We start from the raw sequence: 17,424 nt of genomic DNA on the forward strand, positions 1-17,424 counted from the left end.
CCAAGCGTGAAACGCCCAGCGCAGCTGTCACAAAATCACCCGCCTCGGCGAACCTGCGGCGTGCGAACCACGGGGACGTCGAGGTCCTTTATCTTCTTGCGCAACGTGTTGCGATTGAGCCCCAGGAGGCGGGCTGCACGCAACTGATTCCCTCGCGTAGCCCCCAGCGCCAGCGCGAGCAAGGGCCTCTCCACCTCCGAGATGACACGATCATACATGCCGTCCGGCGGCAGCCGGTCACCATGCGCGTTGAACATTGCCTGGAGGTGACGGTCGACCGCGTCGGCCAGTGAGACGTCTTCAGCCGTTTCCGACGAGTCCGACGACGGCTCCATCGCCGACACGGCGTCGGCCAGCTCGGCCTCGATCGTCTCCACGCCGATGATTTCCTCGGAGTAGAGCGCGGACAGGCGCCGCACGAGATTGACGAGCTCGCGCACGTTGCCCGGCCAGCGATGCTGCTTCAGCCGCGCCATCGCCTCGGGCGACAGGACCTTGGTCGGCAGTCCGTCGGCGGTCGCCGCCTGGAGATAGTGGTTGGCGAGCTCGGGAATGTCGTCGAGGCGCTCGCGCAGCGGCGGCAGGCGGATCGGAACCACGTTCAGGCGATAGAACAGATCCTCGCGGAACAGGCCCTGCTGGATCAGCCGGCGCAGGTCGCGATGGGTCGCCGCCACGATGCGGACGTTCGCCTTGATCGGCGTGCGGCCGCCGACCGTCATGTACTCGCCTTCCTGCAGCACGCGCAGCAGGCGGGTCTGGGCCTCCGGCGGCATGTCGCCGATTTCGTCGAGGAACAGGGTTCCGCCCGAGGCCTGCTCGAACTTGCCGGCCGAGCGCTGGACCGCGCCGGTGAAGGCGCCGCGCTCGTGGCCGAACAACTCGCTCTCGATCAGCTCGCGGGGGATCGCCGCCATGTTCAGGGCGATGAACGGACCCTTCCGGCGCTTGCCGTAATCGTGCAGCGCGCGCGCCACCAGTTCCTTGCCCGCGCCCGACTCGCCGGTGACCATCACGGTCAGGTCGGTCGCCATCAGGCGGGCCAGCGCGCGATAGATTTCCTGCATCGCCGGCGAACGGCCGATCAACGGCAGGCGCTCGCCCTCTTCCGGAGGCTGCACCGCGCGCGGCATCGAAGCCGCCGGCGCCGACAGCGCGCGGTTCACCACCGAGATCAGTTCGTTGAGGTCGAATGGCTTGGGCAGGTACTCAAAGGCGCCGCGCTCCGTCGCCCGCACCGCCGTGAGCAGGGTGGACTGCGCGCTCATGACGATGATGCGCAGGTCCGGCCGCAGCTTGCGGATGCGCGGCACCAGGTCGAGGCCGTTCTCGTCGGGCATCACCACGTCGGTGATGACGAGCTGCCCCTCGCCTTCCTGGATCCATTGCCAGAGCGTCGAGGCGGTCCCGGTGCTGCGGACCGTGTGACCCTGCCGGCCGAGGGCCTGATGCAGGACGGTGCGAATGGCGCGATCGTCGTCGGCGACGAGGATGGTGGTGCCTTCGCTCATGGCGTGGCCTGCGGGAACTGGAGCGGCAACATGACCCTGAATGATGTGCGGCCAGGCTCGCTATCGAACTCGATCGCGCCGCCATGGTCGTTGATGATCTTGGCGACCAAAGCAAGACCCAGGCCGGTTCCGGTGGGCTTGTTGGTCACGAACGCGTCGAACAGGTGACTGCGGATCTCGTCCGACACGCCTCGGCCGTTGTCGCGCACGGAAACGACCAGCGGCAGGTTAACCCTCGTCTGCTGCCCGGGCACGGCCAGCCGCAGCCCGTGACGGTAGGCCGTCGACAGTTCGATCTCGCGATCGACGTCGCCCGGGACCTCGCAGGCATTCTTCACCAGGTTCAGGAACACCTGGATGAGCTGGTCGCGGTCGCCATGCACGTCCGGCAGCGACGGATCGTAGGTCTCGATGAAGCGTACCCCTTTGCCGAAGCCGTTCTGCGACAGGCGGCGCACGTGGTTCAGAACCTGATGGATGTTGATCGGCCCGCGCTCGATCGGGCGGCCGTCGGCGAAGGCCTCCATGCGGTCGACCAGCGCGACGATGCGGTCGGTCTCCTCGCAGATCAGCTCTGTGAGCTCGCGATCGGAATCCGGCACGGACTGTTCGAGAAGCTGGGCGGCGCCGCGGATGCCGGACAGCGGGTTCTTGACCTCGTGCGCCAGCATCGCGGCCAGCGCGCTCACCGAGCGGGCGGCGCTGCGGTGCGACAGCTGGCGGTCGATACTGCGGGCGATCGTCTGCTCGACCAGCGAGATCGCCACCAGCCCTTCGCTGTCGACGACCGGCGAGAGGCGGAGCGCGCAGAAGCGCGTGCCGATGCGCGGCGAGGCGAGCGTCACGCCGTTTTCGGCGACCGCGCCACCGGTCACCAGGACCTGCTCCAGCAGCGAGAACAGCGGCGTGTCCTCGGGAATGAACTCACTCAGCGGATGGCCGACCAGGCGGGCCCGGCCGACGCCGAAGAACTGCTCGGCCGAGAGGTTGGCGTAGTGCATCTGGCCATTTGCATCGACGACGATGATCGCTTCCGAGAGCGAATCGAGAAGAGCCGTCGGAAACTGATCGCTCATGCCGTTCCGTTTGAGAGGGCGCAGGGACATCAGGCTGCCTGCCGCTCCACGGCCGGCAGGAAGAACGAAGCGAGCATGCTCCGCACCTTGCCGGCGTCGGTCTCGCGGTTGAGCGCCGCCCTGAAATCGGCCGAGGCTGGAAGCCCCTTGGAGTACCAGCCGAGATGCTTGCGGGCCATGCGCACACCGGTCTCCATTCCATAATGTTCGAGCATCGCCTCGAAATGCGTGCGCACCGCCGCGTACTGCTCGGCGATCGAGGGATCGGGCAGACGCTCGCCCGTTCGCAGATAGTGGATCGCCTGGTTGAGGAACCACGGGCGGCCATAGGCGCCGCGGCCGATCATGATCCCGTCGGCACCCGACTGTTCCAGCGCCTGGTCGACGTCGTCGAGCGTGTTGATGTCGCCATTCACGATCACCGGCAGGCTGGTGGCCTCCTTGACGGAGCGGATGAAGCCCCAGTCGGCGTGGCCTTCGTAGAAGTCGCAGCGCGTGCGGCCGTGCACGGTCAGCATCCGGATGCCGCACGCCTCGGCGATGCGCGCGAGGTTCGGGGCGTTGCGGTTGGTCGAGTCCCAGCCGGTCCGCATCTTGAGCGTGACCGGCAGCTTCACCGCCTTGACCGTCGCTTCGAGAATCTTCGCGGCATGGACCTCGTCGCGCATCAGCGACGAACCGGCATGGCCGTTCACGACCTTCTTCACCGGACAGCCGAAATTGATGTCGATGATCGCAGCACCGCGATCCTCGTTGAGCCTGGCGGCCTCGGCCATGACCTCGGGCTCGCAGCCCGCGAGCTGGACCGACATCGGAAATTCTTCCGGCGTGGTCTTGGCCATCATCAGCGTCTTGCGGTTCTCGCGGACCATCGCGGCGGACGCGATCATCTCCGAAACCACGAGCCCTGCGCCACGCCGCTTCACCATCTGGCGGAAGGGCATGTCGCTGACACCCGACAGCGGGGCCAGGATGACGGGGTCCTCGATACGAACGGGGCCGATGTCGACGGGTTTGAGGCGGTGTGCGTTTTGCATTCTTTGTTCAGTTTATAGGCATCTTGTGCAGTGCACAATAATTGAGCGAGCAATAGCCTGTGCCGCCAAACTGCGCAAGGGTCGGAAGTGCGCAATCCCCGAAGCCAGTGTTATTGAGGGGTGTGACCCGTTGTACAGCCCTCATCGTCGCCGCCGGCCGCGGCAGCCGCTTCGGTGGCCCACTGCCCAAGCAATATGCGCTTTTGGACGGCGAGCCCGTCCTGCGGCGGACCATTTCCGTCTTTAGGAACACGCCCGCGATCGACCGGGTGCTCGTGGTGATCGGTCCGGAGGATGACGCACGCTACGCAGCGGCGACGCAGGGCCTGGGCCTGCCCCGTGCGGTGCAGGGTGGAAGCAGCCGCCAGCAGTCCGTCCTGAACGGCCTCGAAGCGCTCGCCGCTGCGGCACCCGAATTCATCGCGATCCACGACGCGGCCCGCCCCTTCGTTCGACCGGCCGACATAGAGGCCTGCCTCGCCGCCGCCTCGGCGAACGGAGTCGACGGCGCCATCCTCGGCATTCCCCTCGCCGACACACTGAAGCGCGTTGGTGCCGGCGGGACGATCAGCGAGACCGTGCCGCGGCGCGACCTGTGGCGCGCGCAGACGCCCCAGGTCTTCCGCTTCGCCCCGCTGCTGGCCGCTCATCGCGCGGCGGCGTCGCTCGCCGCCGACGAGACGACCGCGCTGACCGACGATGCCGCGGTCGCGGAGCGCGCAGGGCTCACGCTTGTCATAGTCCCGGGCAGCGAAGATAACCGCAAGATCACAACGACGGCCGACCTCGCCTCCCCTGCCATGGAAACCCGCACAGCCTTCGGCTTCGACGTTCACGGCTTCGCCCCGGGCAATGCCGTCATGCTGGGCGGCATCGCCATCCCACACACCCATGCGCTCGCCGGTCACTCCGATGCCGACGTGGCACTGCATGCGTTGACCGACGCCGTGCTCGGCACGATCGCCGCCGGCGATATCGGCAAGCACTTCCCGCCCTCCGATCCGCAATGGCGCGGCGCGTCCTCCGACCGGTTCCTGCGTCACGCCGTGGATCTCGTGGCGGCGCGCGGCGGCCGCATCGTTCATCTCGATGTCACTATCGTCTGCGAAGCCCCCAAGGTCGGACCTCATCGCGAGGCCATGGCGAACAGCATCGCCGCCATCGCGGGCGTTGCGGCCGGGCGCGTGAGCGTCAAGGCCACGACGACCGAAGGATTGGGATTCACCGGCCGGCGCGAAGGCATCGCGGCCCAGGCCATTGCGACCGTAGAACTTCCAGGGAGCTGAGCGGCACATGTTCGATCACGAGATGCGGGAAGCCGCGGAGCACGTCCTGTTCGCCTGCCGCAAGCGCGGCTTCAAGGTCGTCACGGCCGAGTCCTGCACCGGCGGCCTGATCGCCGCCGCCCTCACCGCGATTGCCGGCTCGTCGGATGTCGTGGACCGCGGCTTCGTCACCTATTCCAACGAGGCCAAGCGCGAGATGCTGGACGTGCCGTGGGAGGCGATCGTGAGCCATGGCGCGGTGAGCGAGCCGGTGGCGCGCGCAATGGCCACGGGCGCCCTCGCCCGCTCGGGCGCGCAGCTCTCGGTGTCGGTTACCGGCGTCGCCGGCCCCGGCGGCGGCTCGCCCGAGAAGCCGGTGGGCCTGGTCCATTTCGGCGCCGCGCGCTCGGGCTTCGAGCCGGTGACAGAACACCACATCTTCCCCGGCGACCGCGACGGCATCCGCCGCCTCACGGTCATCACGGCGCTCGCCATGCTGGCGAAGCTGGCGGAGCGGTAGAAGCAAAACACCCTCGTCCTTCGACTGTGTGCCTGCGACACCTGGCTCAGGACGACAGTTTGGCGCCGACCGGTTTCGAGGGCGCACCATAAAGCTGCGTCGCCCTCGCCTCGAAGGCCGAGACCATGCGGCGGACGGCTTCGGCGAACAGGAGCTGCACCGTCTTCTGGAGCAGGATCGAGCGAAAATCGAATTCGAGTTCGAAGTCGATCTGCGTGCCCTCCGGATGGGGCTTGAAGAGCCAGCGGCTCCGGAGCAGCCGGAACGGGCCCTCGGTCCCCGTCGTGACGATGCGCATGCCTTCCGGATCGTCGGGGAAGAGCTCGACCCGCGACACGAACTTCTCGTGGAACGGACCGAAGCCGATCGCCAGTTCGGCGATCTCCACGTTCGGTCCTTCGCGCCGGCGGATGCGGCCGGCGAAACACCAGGGCAGGAACTCGGGGTAGCGCGGCACGTCGGCGACCAGGTCGAACAACTGCCGCGGTTGGAACGGAACGACTCGCCGTTCCTGATGACGCGTAGCCAAGGGACCGTCAGCCTTTGAGCTGCGCCTGACGCGCGGCCTTGAGGCGCGCGAAGTCGTCGCCGGCGTGATAGCTCGAGCGGGTCAGCGGCGAGGACGAGACCATGAGGAAGCCCTTGGCGCGCGCCATCTGGGCGAGTTCGGAGAATTCGGCCGGCGTCCAGAAACGGTCGAGCGCGGCGTGCTTGGGCGTCGGCTGCAGGTACTGGCCGACCGTCAGGAAGTCGACGTCGGCGGCGCGCAGGTCGTCCATGACCTGCAGGATCTCCTCGCGGGTCTCGCCCAGCCCGACCATCAGGCCGGACTTGGTGAACATCGCGGGATCGATTTCCTTCACGCGGGCCAGCAGGCGCAACGAGGTGAAGTAGCGCGCGCCGGGCCGGATGGTCGGATAGAGGCGCGGCACGGTCTCGAGATTGTGGTTGAAGACGTCGGGCCGCGACGCGACCACCGTCTCGATGGCGCCGGCCTTGCGCATGAAATCGGGCGTCAGGATCTCGATCGTGGTCTTGGGCGCCGATTTGTGCAGCGCGGTGATCACCTCGGCGAAGTGCCCTGCCCCGCCATCGGCGAGGTCGTCGCGGTCGACGGACGTGACCACGACATGGCCGAGGCCGAGCTTGCCGACGGCTTCGGCGATGTTGGCCGGCTCATGCGGGTTCAGCGCACCCGGCTTGCCGGTCGCCACGTTGCAGAAGGCGCAGGCCCGGGTGCAGGTCTCGCCCATGATCATGAAGGTCGCATGCTTCTGCTTCCAGCACTCGCCGATGTTCGGGCAGGCCGCTTCCTCGCACACCGTCGTGAGTTTGAGCTCGCGCATCAGCCGCTTGGTCTCGGCATATTCGGGCGAGTTCGGTGCACGCACCCTGATCCAATCCGGCTTGCGCTGGATGGGGTTGTCGGGGCGATGGGCCTTTTCCGGGTGGCGCTCCGCCCGGCTCAGGGAAAGCTTGTCGAGGGTTCCGTCCATGATCGTCTAGATATGGAGCGTCCGGCCGTACGCCGCCAGTACCGACTCGTGCATCATCTCCGACAGGGTGGGATGCGGGAACACCGTGGCCATCAGTTCGGCCTCGGTGGTCTCCAGCGTCTTGGCGATGCTGTAGCCCTGGATCAGCTCGGTGACCTCGGCGCCGATCATGTGGGCGCCCAGAAGCTCGCCGGTCTTGGCGTCGAAGATCGTCTTGATGAAGCCCTCGGGCTCGCCAAGGGCAATCGCCTTGCCATTGCCGATGAAGGGGAATTTGCCGACCTTGAGCTCCAGCCCCTTGGCCTTGGCCGCCGCCTCGGTCAGGCCGATGCTCGCGACCTGCGGCTGGCAGTAGGTGCAGCCCGGGATGTTCTCGGTCTTCATCGGGTGCACGCCCTTCACGCCGGCGATCTTCTCGACCACCAGCACGCCCTCGTGCATCGCCTTGTGGGCGAGCCAGGGCGGGCCGGCGACGTCGCCGATCGCATAGACGTTCGGCTCGCCCGTGAAGCCCCACGGGTCGATCACGATGTGGGTCTTCTCGACCTTCACCTTGGTGCCTTCGAGGCCGATATTCTCGACATTGCCCACGATGCCGACGGCGCTGATGACGCGGTCGACCGTGATCTCCTGCGCCTTGCCGCCGACCGTGATGGTGGCCGTGACATTGTTGGCGCCCTTCTTCAGGTCCGACACGGTGGCGCTGGTCAGGATCTTCATGCCCTGCTTCTCGAACGCCTTCTTGGCGAAGGCGGAGACCTCGGCATCCTCAACCGGCAGCACGCGGTCCATGACCTCGGCCACCGTCACCTCGGCACCCATCGTGCGATAGAAACTCGCGAACTCGATGCCGATCGCGCCCGAGCCGATGACCAGCAGCGACTTCGGGAATTCCGGCGGCACCATCGCTTCCTTGTAGCTCCACACCAGCTTGCCGTCGGCCTCGAGGCCGGGAAGCTGGCGCGCGCGGGCGCCGGTGGCCAGGATCACGTCCTTGGCCGTCAGGGTGACGTTGCTCTTGTCCTTCAGCGCGACCGCGACCTTGCGCTTGGCGCCGTCGGTGCCGGCCAGCTTCGCCGTGCCGTCAAACACCGTGATCTTGTTCTTTTTCATCAGCATCGAAACGCCGTTGCTCAGCTGGCTCGCGACCTTGCGCGAGCGCTCGACGATCTTCTTCGGATCGAACGACACGTCCTTGACCGAGAGCCCATAGGCCTCGGCATGCTTGATGAGGCCGTAGACCTCCGAGGTGCGCAGCAGCGCCTTGGTCGGAATGCAGCCCCAGTTGAGGCAGATGCCGCCCATATGCTCGCGCTCGACCACGGCGGTCTTGAGCCCGAGCTGCGCGGCGCGGATCGCGGCGACATAGCCGCCCGGCCCGCCGCCCACGACGATGAGATCGAAACTGGTTTCGGCCATGACGTGCTCCTAGGCCAGCATCGCGGCGGGTTGCTCGATATACGCCTTGAGGGTCTGCAGGAACTGCGCGCCCAGGGCGCCGTCCACCACGCGGTGATCGACGGCCAGCGTGCAGCTCATGATGTTTCGGATGACCATCTCGCCCTTGCGGACCACGACCCGCTCCTCGCCCGCGCCGACGGCCAGGATCATGGCCTGCGGCGTGTTGATGATGGCGCCGAAGTCGCGGATGCCGAACATGCCGAGGTTGGAGATGGTGAAGCCGCCGCCCTGGAACTCCTCGAGCTTCAGCTTGCCGCTCTTGGCGCGGCTGGCGAGGTCCTTCATCTCGATCGAGATCTGCGCCAGGCCCTTCATGTCGGCGTTGCGCACGATCGGCGTGATGAGGCCGCGATCGGTGGCGACGGCGACGGAGATGTCGACCGCGCCGTACTGGATCATCTCCTCCTCGGTCCACGAGGCGTTGCACTCCGGATGGTCGCGCAGCGCCTTGGCGCAGGCCTTGATCACCATGTCGTTGACCGAGACCTTGGTGCCCTTCTTCTCGACCACCGCGTTGATTGCGGTGCGTGCCGTCAGCAGCGCGTCGATCTCGAAGTCGACCGTCAGGTAGAAGTGCGGGACGGTCTGCTTGGACTCGAGCATGCGCCGGGCGATGACCTTGCGGATGCTGGTGTGCGGCACGCGGCTGTCGCCGGGCGCCACGAACACCGGCTGGCCGCCGGCGGGCGGCGCCGCGGCCTTGGCCGCGGCCTTCGGGGCCTGAGACGCCGCGGGCGCCACGGGCGCCGCACCGGGCTTGGCATTCTCGACATCGGCCTTGACGATGCGGCCGTTCGGGCCCGAGCCCTTGAGGCCGGCGAGGTCGATGCCCTTCTCCGCCGCGATGCGCCTAGCCAGCGGCGAGGCGAAGATACGGGTACCACCGGACGACGCGGCGGGCGCGGCCGGCTTGGCCGCTGGTGCGGGCGCCGCTGCCGGCGCCGCCGGCTTCTCGGCGGGCTTGTCCGCAGGCTTCTCCTCGGCCTTGGGCGCCGGCTTTTCGGCCGCGGGGGCCGCCGACTTGGCGACTTCCTTTTCGCCTTCCTCGAGCAGCACGGCGATGACGGCGTTCACGGCAACGCCTTCGGTGCCTTCCTCGACGAGGATCTGGCCTACCTTGCCCTCGTCGACGGCCTCGACTTCCATCGTGGCCTTGTCGGTCTCGATCTCGCAGACGACCTGGCCGGACTTGACCGTGTCACCGACCTTGACGTGCCACTTGGCGAGCTTGCCCTCCGTCATGGTGGGCGAGAGCGCGGGCATCAGGATGTTGATGGACATGCCGGCTCTCCCGTCTCAGCGATTGCAGACCGCGCGCGCGGCCTCGACGATGTGAGAGGATTGCGGCAGCGCCATCTTCTCGAGGTTCGCGGCATAGGGCAGCGGCACGTCGAGACCGGCGACGCGCTTCACCGGCGCATCGAGGTAATCGAAGGCGTGCTCCATCATCAGCGCCGAGAGTTCGGAACCGATGCCGGCGAACGGCCAGCCCTCCTCGCAGGAAACCAGCCGGTTGGTCTTCTTGACCGACTCGACGATCGTCTCGGTGTCGAACGGGCGCAGCGAGCGCAGGTTGATGACCTCGGCGTCGATCCCGATCTTGGCCAGCTCCTCGGCCGCCTGCAGCGCCTTGCCGACCATGATCGAGAAGGCGACGATCGTGACGTCCTTGCCGGCGCGCTCGATCTTCGCCTTGCCGATCGGCAGCACGAAGTCGGGATCCTCCGGCACGTCGAACGACTGGCCGTAGAGGATCTCGTTCTCGAGGAAGATCACCGGATTCGGGTCGCGGATCGCGGCACGAAGGAGACCCTTGGCGTCGGCGGCGCTCCACGGCGCCAGCACGCGCAGGCCCGGCACATGGGCGTACCAGCTCGCGTAGCATTGCGAATGCTGGGCGGCGACGCGCGAGGCCGCGCCGTTGGGACCGCGGAACACGATCGGGCAGGTCATCTGGCCGCCCGACATGTAATGCGTCTTGGCCGCCGAGTTGATGATCTGGTCGATCGCCTGCATGGCGAAGTTGAAGGTCATGAACTCGACGATCGGCTTCAGCCCGCCGAACGCCGCGCCGACGCCGAGGCCGGCGAAGCCGTGCTCGGTGATCGGCGTGTCGATGACGCGCTTGTCGCCGAACTCCTCCAGCAGGCCCTGGCTGATCTTGTAGGCGCCCTGGTACTGGGCGACTTCCTCGCCCATCAGGAAGACGGACTTGTCGGCGCGCATCTCGGCGGCCATCGCCTCGCGCAGGGCCTCCCGCACCGTGATGTGCTGCGTCCCCCCCTTCCATTCCGGCTCGGGTGCCGGCGCGGCGGCCGGGGCCGCCACCGGCTGGGGCGCCATCTCGGCCTTGGGCTTGCCTTCGGTGTTCGGCACGTCGGCCTTGGCCGCATTGCCGCCGGGCGGTGGCGTGGCATCGTGTCCGCCGGACGGCGGAGCGGCGGCACTGGCGGCCGCGGTGCTCGCATCCTCGCCCTCGCCCGCGAGGACGCAGATCGGCGTGTTGACCGCGACGCCCTCGGTGCCTTCCTCGACCAGGATCTTGGCGACCGTGCCTTCGTCGACGGCTTCGACTTCCATCGTGGCCTTGTCGGTCTCGATCTCGCAGATCACCTGGCCGGACTTCACCTCATCGCCGACCTTGACGTGCCATTTGGCGAGCTTGCCCTCGGTCATGGTGGGAGACAGGGCCGGCATCAGAACCTGAGTGCTCATGGGATCAGGCCTCGACCAGGATGTCGGTCCACAGCTCCGACGGATCGGGCTCGGGACTGTGTTGCGAGTATTCGGCGGCATCGTTGACGATCTTGCGGATCTCCGTGTCGATGGCCTTCAGCCCGGCCTCGTCGATGATCTTGGCGTCGAGCAGGCGCTTGCGGATGTGCTCGATCGGATCGCGCTCGTTGCGGAACTTGTCGACCTCTTCCTTGGTCCGATACTTGGCCGGATCGCTCATCGAGTGACCGCGATAGCGATAGGTCTGCATCTCGAGGATGTAGGGCCCCTGCCCGCTGCGCGCATGCTCGATGGCCTTCTCGCCGGCCGCCCGCACCGCCAGCACGTCCATGCCGTCGACCCGCTCGCCGGGAATGCCGAAGGCCTCGCCATGGCGATAGAGCTCGGTCGTGGCCGAGGCGCGCTCGACCGAGGTGCCCATGCCGTAGCGGTTGTTCTCGATGATGTAGACCACCGGCAGCTTCCACAGAGCCGCCATGTTCATGGCCTCGTAGACTTGGCCCTGGTTGGCGCTGCCGTCGCCGAAATAGGTCAGCGAGACGTTCTCGTTGCCGTTGTACTTGTGCGCGAAGGCGAGGCCGGTGCCGATCGGCACCTGGGCGCCGACGATGCCGTGGCCGCCGTAAAAGCTCTTCTCGCGGCTGAACATGTGCATCGAGCCGCCCTTGCCCTTGGAGTAGCCGCCGCTGCGTCCCGTCAGCTCGGCCATGACGCCCTTGGGGTCCATACCGCAGGCCAGCATGTGGCCATGGTCGCGGTACGAGGTGATGACGGCGTCCTTGTCGCGGACGTTGGCCTGCATCCCGATCACGACCGCTTCCTGGCCGATGTAGAGATGACAGAAGCCCCCGATCAGGCCCATGCCGTAGAGCTGGCCCGCCCGCTCCTCGAAGCGGCGGATCAGCAGCATGTCGCGGTAATGCGCCTTGAGTTCGTCGGGGCTCACGCTGTTGTCCCCCAGATTCGGAGGCGACTTCGCCTTGGCGGGAGAAGGATCGTCTTTCGGCTTCGTGGCCGGCTTCGCCATGGCAGTCCCCTCTTGAACGCGCTTCGGCTTATAGCATCGCTCAGGGCGATGTATTTGATCTAGCTGGAAAAAACAGGCCTGGCGTGGGTGCGCCGCAGCATTTGAGCGATTGTTTGCCTACGGTGGATCGCACCGGACAGTTTCTTTCAGATGACCGCGAGGCGAACGCTGAACGAGGCGTCATCGTCGCGCGGACCTCTGCTTCAGCGGGTCGGCATGAAGACGATGATGTCGTCCTTGCGCGCGAAGTTCAAAAGCACGCGCGCCCGCTCGTCGAGCATGTCGGGCTCGAGGCTCTGGTTGCGCAGCGCCGCGACGCGCCGCTCCCAGATCTTCCGGGTCGCCTCGGCTTCGGCAAGGTTCTGTTCCGCAACCAGCACTTCGCGCTGGAGATGCGCCATGGCCAAGAGTCCACGATCACCGTTCACCAAGTGGTATCCGAAATAGCCGAACACCGTGGCGAAGATGACGGGAGCCAGAATCTGACGCGGTCTCAACAACATATGCTGCGTTCCTGCAGGCATATGGCAACATATGGTGGGCCTCCGTCAAGAATTTTCGATTGGCGCGGCGATATCGAAGCCATTCCGACCCCAAGGTTCCCCCGGGGTGCGACTCTCGTTTCGATTGTTTCGTTTATTTCGTTTATTTCGTTTGCGCGGCCCGCTGGGCGGGCTTCAGCGCCCACCCCAGGCCCGCCAGGACACAGCCGAGCCCCAGCAGAGCGGCCACGGGCAAGGGCTCGCCCAGCAGCGCCGTGCCGCCGAGGGCCGCGGTCACCGGACCGAGGCCGAGGAACAGCGTCACCAGGCTCGGCGGCGCATTGCCCAGCGCATAGACCCAGAGGAAGAAGCCGACGCCGCTCGACACGCCGATGAAGGCGATGGCCGCCATCTCGCCGGCCGTGAACGAGGGCCATGCGGCGAAGAAGCCCTCGGCAGCGGCGACGCCGGCGAGCGCCAGGACCGCCACGAACATGGCGAAGGCGGTAACGTGCAGCGCCGAGCTGCGCGCGACATAGGGCGCATAGAAGAGCGAGCAGACGGCGCCGCAGAGGGCCGCGCCGAGCGCCGACAGCGTCCCCAGCCAGACCGATCCGTGGTCCGGCTGCGCCGTCATCGCGGCGCCTCCGAGCGCGATCGCGACGCCCGCAAAGGTGAGCAGCGAGCCGCCGACCTTCGCCAGCGTGAATTGCTCCCGGCCGAGCAGCGCCGAGAGGATCATGGTCATCAACGGAAAGGTCGAGAACAGCAGCGAGGCCCGCGCGGCCGGGATGTGCTGCAGCGAATAGTTCAGCAGCACCATCAGGGCCGCGAACTGCCCGATGCCCAGCAGGCCGATCGGCAGGAGATCGCGGCCGGCGATGCGCTGCCACGGCCGCAGCCACAGGGCCGGCACCAGGCAGATCAGCCCGACCAGATAGCGCAGGAACCCGAGCGACCCCGGCCCCGCCGCATCGACGACGTAGCGCGTGGCCACCATGGCGGCACCGACCTGGATACCGGTTCCGGCGGCGGCCCAGAGCGGGCCGGGGCGCATCACAGGTCGAGATTCCAGAACTGCCCGACCAGCTTCTTGCCGAAACTGTCGTGCTTCTCTTCCTTGATCAGCCGGAAGCCGGCGGCGATGTAGATCTTGCGGGCCGAGACCAGGATGTCGTTGGTCCACAGCATCAGCTTCCGGTAGCCCTTGGCGCGGGCATCCTCGATGCAGGCCGCGACGAGGCTCTGGCCGATGCCCAGCCCGCGCGCCGTCGGCTCGACATAGAGCATGCGGAGTTGGCCGGTGGCCTTGCCGGCCCGCACCAGGAAGACCGACCCCACGATCTCGCCGTTGCGCTCGGCGATCCAGCAATTGTCCGACTTGGGGTCGAACTTGCGGATGAACTTCGCCGATATCTCCGCCAGCATGGCCTCGAAGCTGCCGTCCCAGCCATGCTCGTCGGCATAGAGCTGGGTCTGGCGGCGGATGATCCAGCCCATGTCGCCGGGCTGATGCGGCCGCAGGGTGAGGGGCGTGCGCTTCTCCGGCGGCTCGTCGAGCAGCCTCTCGACCGTTTCCAGCGCCTTGACCAGCCTGTCCTGCCGCGCGACCGGCAGTTCGGCCAGCAGTTTGGCGATGTCCTGGCGCGACTGCTCGTTCATGGCCGCCCAGAGCTGCTGGCCTTTGGCGGTGAGCGCGAGCTGCGTCTCGCGCTTGTCCTGCTGGCTGCGTGTGCGGGCGAGACAGCCCCTCTTCTCCAGCCCCTTCAGCAGGCGGCTCACATAGCCCGGATCGAGACCGAGATCGCGGCACAGCTCCTGCGCCGTCGGCCGGTCGCGATTGGCGATTTCATAGACCAGCCGCCCCTCGGGGAGCGTGAAGGGGCTGTGCAGCAGCGTTTCCTCGAGCACGCCGATGCGGCGGGTATAGAAACGCGAGAAACGGCGGACCGCCTCGATGCGGGACGCGAGCGACGACGCTGCCATGGCAACCTCCCTTAACGGTTGCCATCGTCAATCATATGATTGCCGTCGTCAACTAACCGCCCTCCTCGGCCGTTCATGAAAAAGGGCCGCCGCAGCGACCCTTGATCGTCTCGATTGGTCCCGGCTCAGCCGCGGAGGATCGACGTCCCGGCGTAGCGGGCCTGGGTGCCGAGCTGCTCCTCGATGCGCAGGAGCTGGTTGTACTTGGCCAGGCGGTCCGAGCGCGACAGCGAGCCGGTCTTGATCTGGCCGCAATTGGTGGCAACGGCGAGGTCGGCGATGGTCGCGTCCTCGGTCTCGCCCGAGCGGTGAGACATGACGGCGCCGTAGCTGGCGTTGCGCGCCATGGACACGGCTTCCATCGTCTCGGTCAGCGTGCCGATCTGGTTGACCTTGACCAGGATCGCATTGGCCAGCCCGTCCTTGATGCCCTGCTCCAGCCGTTTCGGGTTGGTGACGAACAGGTCGTCGCCCACCAGCTGGATCTTCTTGCCGAGCTTGTCGGTGATGGCCTTCCAGCCCGCCATGTCGTCCTCGGCCATGCCGTCCTCGATCGACACGATCGGGTAGCGCTTCACGAGATCGGCGTAGTAGTCGACCATGCCGGCGGCATCGAACGACTTGCCCTCGCCCTCCATCTCGTACTTGCCCTTCTTGAAGAACTCGGTCGAGGCCGGGTCGAGCGCCAGCATCACGTCCTCGCCGGGCTTGTAGCCGGCCTTCTCGATCGCCTTCATGACGAAGGACAGCGCCTCGTCGGCGGTGGCGAGATTCGGCGCGAAGCCGCCCTCGTCGCCGACATTGGTGTTGTGGCCGGCGTCGTGGAGCTGGCCGCGCAGCGCGTGGAAGACCTCGGCGCCCATGCGCAGCGCATCGGCGAAGCGGTCGGCCTTCACCGGCATGATCATGAATTCCTGGATGTCGATCGGATTGTCGGCATGGGCGCCGCCGTTGATGATGTTCATCAGCGGCACCGGCAGCACCGAGGCCTGGCTGCCGCCGACATAGCGGTAGAGCGGCAGGCCGCTGTCCATCGCCGCGGCCTTGGCGACGGCGAGCGAGGCGCCGAGGATCGCGTTGGCGCCGAGGCGGCCCTTGTTCGGGGTACCGTCGAGCTCGATCAGGGCGCGGTCGATCTTGATCTGCTCCAGCGCGTCGAGGCCGGACAGCAGGTCCATGATCTCGCCGTTGACGGCGGCGACCGCCTTGAGCACGCCCTTGCCGCCGTAGCGCTTCTTGTCGCCGTCGCGCAGTTCGACGGCCTCGTGCGCGCCGGTCGAGGCGCCGGACGGGACGGCCGCGCGGCCGGTCGCGCCGCTGTCGAGTTCGACTTCGACTTCGACGGTGGGATTGCCACGACTGTCGAGGATTTCGCGGCCGCGGACTTCGGCGATGGCGCTCATGAGAAAAACTCCTGTTGGGCGCGGCCTGTCTAGCCCGCGTGGGCAGCGGGGAGCAAGTGACGCAATGGCGCGCGCTTCCTATACTTACGGCCTGAATTGCCGCCGCCTGGGAGAAAACAATGCCCGACCAGACCCATCACCATCAGGCCACCGCCTCCGTCGAGGCGCGGACCGACGCCATCGAGGCCGCGTTCGAGGAGCGCGGCATGGAGCCCGCCAACTTCATCCGCGAGTTCAAGCATCTTGCCGAGGAGGAATGGGTGCCGGAGAACGGCGCACGGGTGGTCGCCAAGGCCTGGACCGATCCCGCCTTCCGCGAGCGTCTGTTCGCCAACGGCCGCGACGCCGTGACCGAGCTCGGCCTCTCGATGCCGCCGCATCACCGGCACCTGGTCGTGCTGGAGAACACACCCAGCGTTCACAACGTGATCTGCTGCACGCTCTGCTCGTGCACCGCCTTCTCGATCATCGGCCTGCCGCCGGACTGGTACAAGGACCTCGAGTATCGCGCCCGCGTCGTGCGCCAGTCGCGCACCGTGCTGAAGGAGATGGGGCTCGACCTGTCCGCCGACATGGAGATCCGCGTCTGGGATACGACGGCCGACACGCGCTACATGGTGCTGCCGGTGCGCCCGGAAGGCACGGAGGGCTGGTCCGAGGAGAAGCTCGCCGGGCTGGTCACCAAGGACTCCATGATCGGCGTCTCGCGCCTCTAGAACGGAGAGACATCATGGACGGCATGCACGATCTCGGCGGCAAGCAGGGCTTCGGCCGGGTCCGCTATTCGCTCCGCGCCCAGACCTTCCACGAGCCGTGGGAGAAGCGGGTCAACGCGCTCTATTCGCTGGCAGTGAAGCTCGGCATCTTCAACATGGACGAGTACCGCCACGCCATCGAGCGCATGGAGCCGCGCCACTATCTGTCGGCCAGCTACTACGAGCGCTCGCTGACCAGCCTCGCCACGCTCTGCGTCGAGAAGGGCATCCTCACCCAGGAAGAACTCGAGCGCCGCGCCCAGGGCGCCTTCCCTCTCGCCTTGCCCAGCGCGCCCGGCCGCAGCAACGTGGCCACGCGCGAGACACTGAAGGTCGGCGACAAGGTCACGGTGAAGACAGACTACGTGCCCGGCCATGTCCGCATGCCGGGCTACATCCGCGGCAAGAGCGGCGTGGTGGTCGGCGTGTCGCCGCCCTACCCGTTCCCCGACGCCCATGGCCACGGCATCGAGGCCGACCACGAGCCGACCTACGACGTCCGCTTCGACGCGCGCGAGCTGTGGTCCGACGCGGCCGACCCGGCCTTCGTGCATGTCGGCGTGTTCGAGAGCTACCTGGAGCGCGCGAAGTAGTCATCAATGTCGTCCTGAGCGCAGCGAAGGACCTGGCGGAAGGACCAGAGTACTCCCGAATGAGCGCTGGATCCTT

General features: G+C 67.0%; 17 protein-coding genes. 4 read left to right on the top strand and 13 right to left on the bottom strand.

Annotated elements, in window-relative coordinates:
* Positions 1–35 precede the first annotated feature (35 nt).
* From ntrC to dusB, 3 genes are read right to left on the bottom strand one after another with little or no spacing between them, the layout of a single operon-like run.
* Positions 36–1,511, bottom strand: a complete 1,476-nt coding sequence (gene ntrC, locus ACO07K_RS11010; RefSeq protein WP_422035975.1) for a nitrogen regulation protein NR(I) — start codon at positions 1,509–1,511, stop codon at positions 36–38.
* Complete coding sequence (locus ACO07K_RS11015) at positions 1,508–2,587, bottom strand: two-component system sensor histidine kinase NtrB (RefSeq protein ID WP_422035976.1); 1,080 nt, start codon at positions 2,585–2,587, stop codon at positions 1,508–1,510. Before ACO07K_RS11015 ends, ntrC begins: the two co-directional genes overlap by 4 nt.
* 29 nt (positions 2,588–2,616) lie before the next feature.
* A complete protein-coding gene (dusB, locus tag ACO07K_RS11020; RefSeq protein ID WP_422035977.1) occupies positions 2,617–3,624 on the bottom strand; it encodes a tRNA dihydrouridine synthase DusB in 1,008 nt (335 codons plus the stop codon).
* A gap of 122 nt (positions 3,625–3,746) precedes the next feature.
* Between dusB and ACO07K_RS11025 the strand changes: the two genes are divergently transcribed.
* Positions 3,747–4,910 (top strand): bifunctional 2-C-methyl-D-erythritol 4-phosphate cytidylyltransferase/2-C-methyl-D-erythritol 2,4-cyclodiphosphate synthase, encoded by a 1,164-nt coding sequence (locus ACO07K_RS11025; protein ID WP_422035978.1) that lies wholly within the window; start codon positions 3,747–3,749, stop codon positions 4,908–4,910.
* 7 nt (positions 4,911–4,917) lie between these two features.
* Positions 4,918–5,409 (top strand): CinA family protein, encoded by a 492-nt coding sequence (locus ACO07K_RS11030; protein WP_422035979.1) that lies wholly within the window; start codon positions 4,918–4,920, stop codon positions 5,407–5,409.
* A gap of 46 nt (positions 5,410–5,455) precedes the next feature.
* Here the strand turns inward: ACO07K_RS11030 and ACO07K_RS11035 are convergent, their stop codons facing one another.
* From ACO07K_RS11035 to eno, 10 genes are all read right to left on the bottom strand, one after another.
* Complete coding sequence (locus ACO07K_RS11035) at positions 5,456–5,938, bottom strand: type II toxin-antitoxin system RatA family toxin (RefSeq protein ID WP_422035980.1); 483 nt, start codon at positions 5,936–5,938, stop codon at positions 5,456–5,458.
* Positions 5,939–5,945: 7 nt separating this feature from the next.
* Positions 5,946–6,905 carry a lipoyl synthase gene (lipA, locus tag ACO07K_RS11040; RefSeq protein ID WP_422035981.1) on the bottom strand — a complete coding sequence of 320 codons (960 nt, stop codon included), beginning with the start codon at positions 6,903–6,905 and terminating at the stop codon, positions 5,946–5,948.
* Between the two features lie 6 nt (positions 6,906–6,911).
* Positions 6,912–8,324: a dihydrolipoyl dehydrogenase gene (gene lpdA, locus ACO07K_RS11045; RefSeq protein WP_422035982.1), complete on the bottom strand. Its 1,413-nt coding sequence runs from the start codon at positions 8,322–8,324 to the stop codon at positions 6,912–6,914.
* Positions 8,325–8,333: 9 nt separating this feature from the next.
* Positions 8,334–9,647, bottom strand: a complete 1,314-nt coding sequence (locus ACO07K_RS11050; protein WP_422035983.1) for a pyruvate dehydrogenase complex dihydrolipoamide acetyltransferase — start codon at positions 9,645–9,647, stop codon at positions 8,334–8,336.
* Positions 9,648–9,662: 15 nt separating this feature from the next.
* The gene (locus tag ACO07K_RS11055; protein ID WP_422035984.1) at positions 9,663–11,081 is read right to left on the bottom strand and encodes a pyruvate dehydrogenase complex E1 component subunit beta; all 1,419 of its coding nucleotides are present in this window, start codon (positions 11,079–11,081) and stop codon (positions 9,663–9,665) included.
* Positions 11,082–11,085: 4 nt separating this feature from the next.
* Positions 11,086–12,129 carry a pyruvate dehydrogenase (acetyl-transferring) E1 component subunit alpha gene (gene pdhA, locus ACO07K_RS11060; protein WP_422035985.1) on the bottom strand — a complete coding sequence of 348 codons (1,044 nt, stop codon included), beginning with the start codon at positions 12,127–12,129 and terminating at the stop codon, positions 11,086–11,088.
* A 203-nt stretch (positions 12,130–12,332) separates the two neighbouring features.
* Positions 12,333–12,632, bottom strand: coding sequence for an FtsB family cell division protein (locus ACO07K_RS11065; protein WP_422013903.1), 300 nt, complete (start codon positions 12,630–12,632; stop codon positions 12,333–12,335).
* A 142-nt stretch (positions 12,633–12,774) separates the two neighbouring features.
* Entirely contained in the window at positions 12,775–13,668 is an 894-nt protein-coding gene (locus ACO07K_RS11070) for a DMT family transporter (protein ID WP_422035986.1), read from the bottom strand.
* Positions 13,668–14,597: a bifunctional helix-turn-helix transcriptional regulator/GNAT family N-acetyltransferase gene (locus ACO07K_RS11075; protein ID WP_422035987.1), complete on the bottom strand. Its 930-nt coding sequence runs from the start codon at positions 14,595–14,597 to the stop codon at positions 13,668–13,670. The genes ACO07K_RS11070 and ACO07K_RS11075 overlap by 1 nt, the downstream gene beginning before the upstream one ends.
* A gap of 125 nt (positions 14,598–14,722) precedes the next feature.
* Entirely contained in the window at positions 14,723–16,000 is a 1,278-nt protein-coding gene (eno, locus tag ACO07K_RS11080; protein ID WP_422035988.1) for a phosphopyruvate hydratase, read from the bottom strand.
* Positions 16,001–16,119: 119 nt separating this feature from the next.
* Here eno and nthA point away from each other — a divergent pair, with 119 nt between their 5' ends.
* Together nthA and nthB are read left to right on the top strand one after the other, a co-directional pair.
* Complete coding sequence (gene nthA / locus ACO07K_RS11085; protein WP_422035989.1) at positions 16,120–16,716, top strand: nitrile hydratase subunit alpha; 597 nt, start codon at positions 16,120–16,122, stop codon at positions 16,714–16,716.
* A gap of 14 nt (positions 16,717–16,730) precedes the next feature.
* Positions 16,731–17,348 (top strand): nitrile hydratase subunit beta, encoded by a 618-nt coding sequence (gene nthB / locus ACO07K_RS11090; RefSeq protein WP_422035990.1) that lies wholly within the window; start codon positions 16,731–16,733, stop codon positions 17,346–17,348.
* Positions 17,349–17,424 lie beyond the last annotated feature (76 nt).

The sequence above is a fragment of the Reyranella sp. genome, from assembly GCF_965228225.1.
Classification (GTDB): Bacteria; Pseudomonadota; Alphaproteobacteria; order Reyranellales; family Reyranellaceae; genus Reyranella.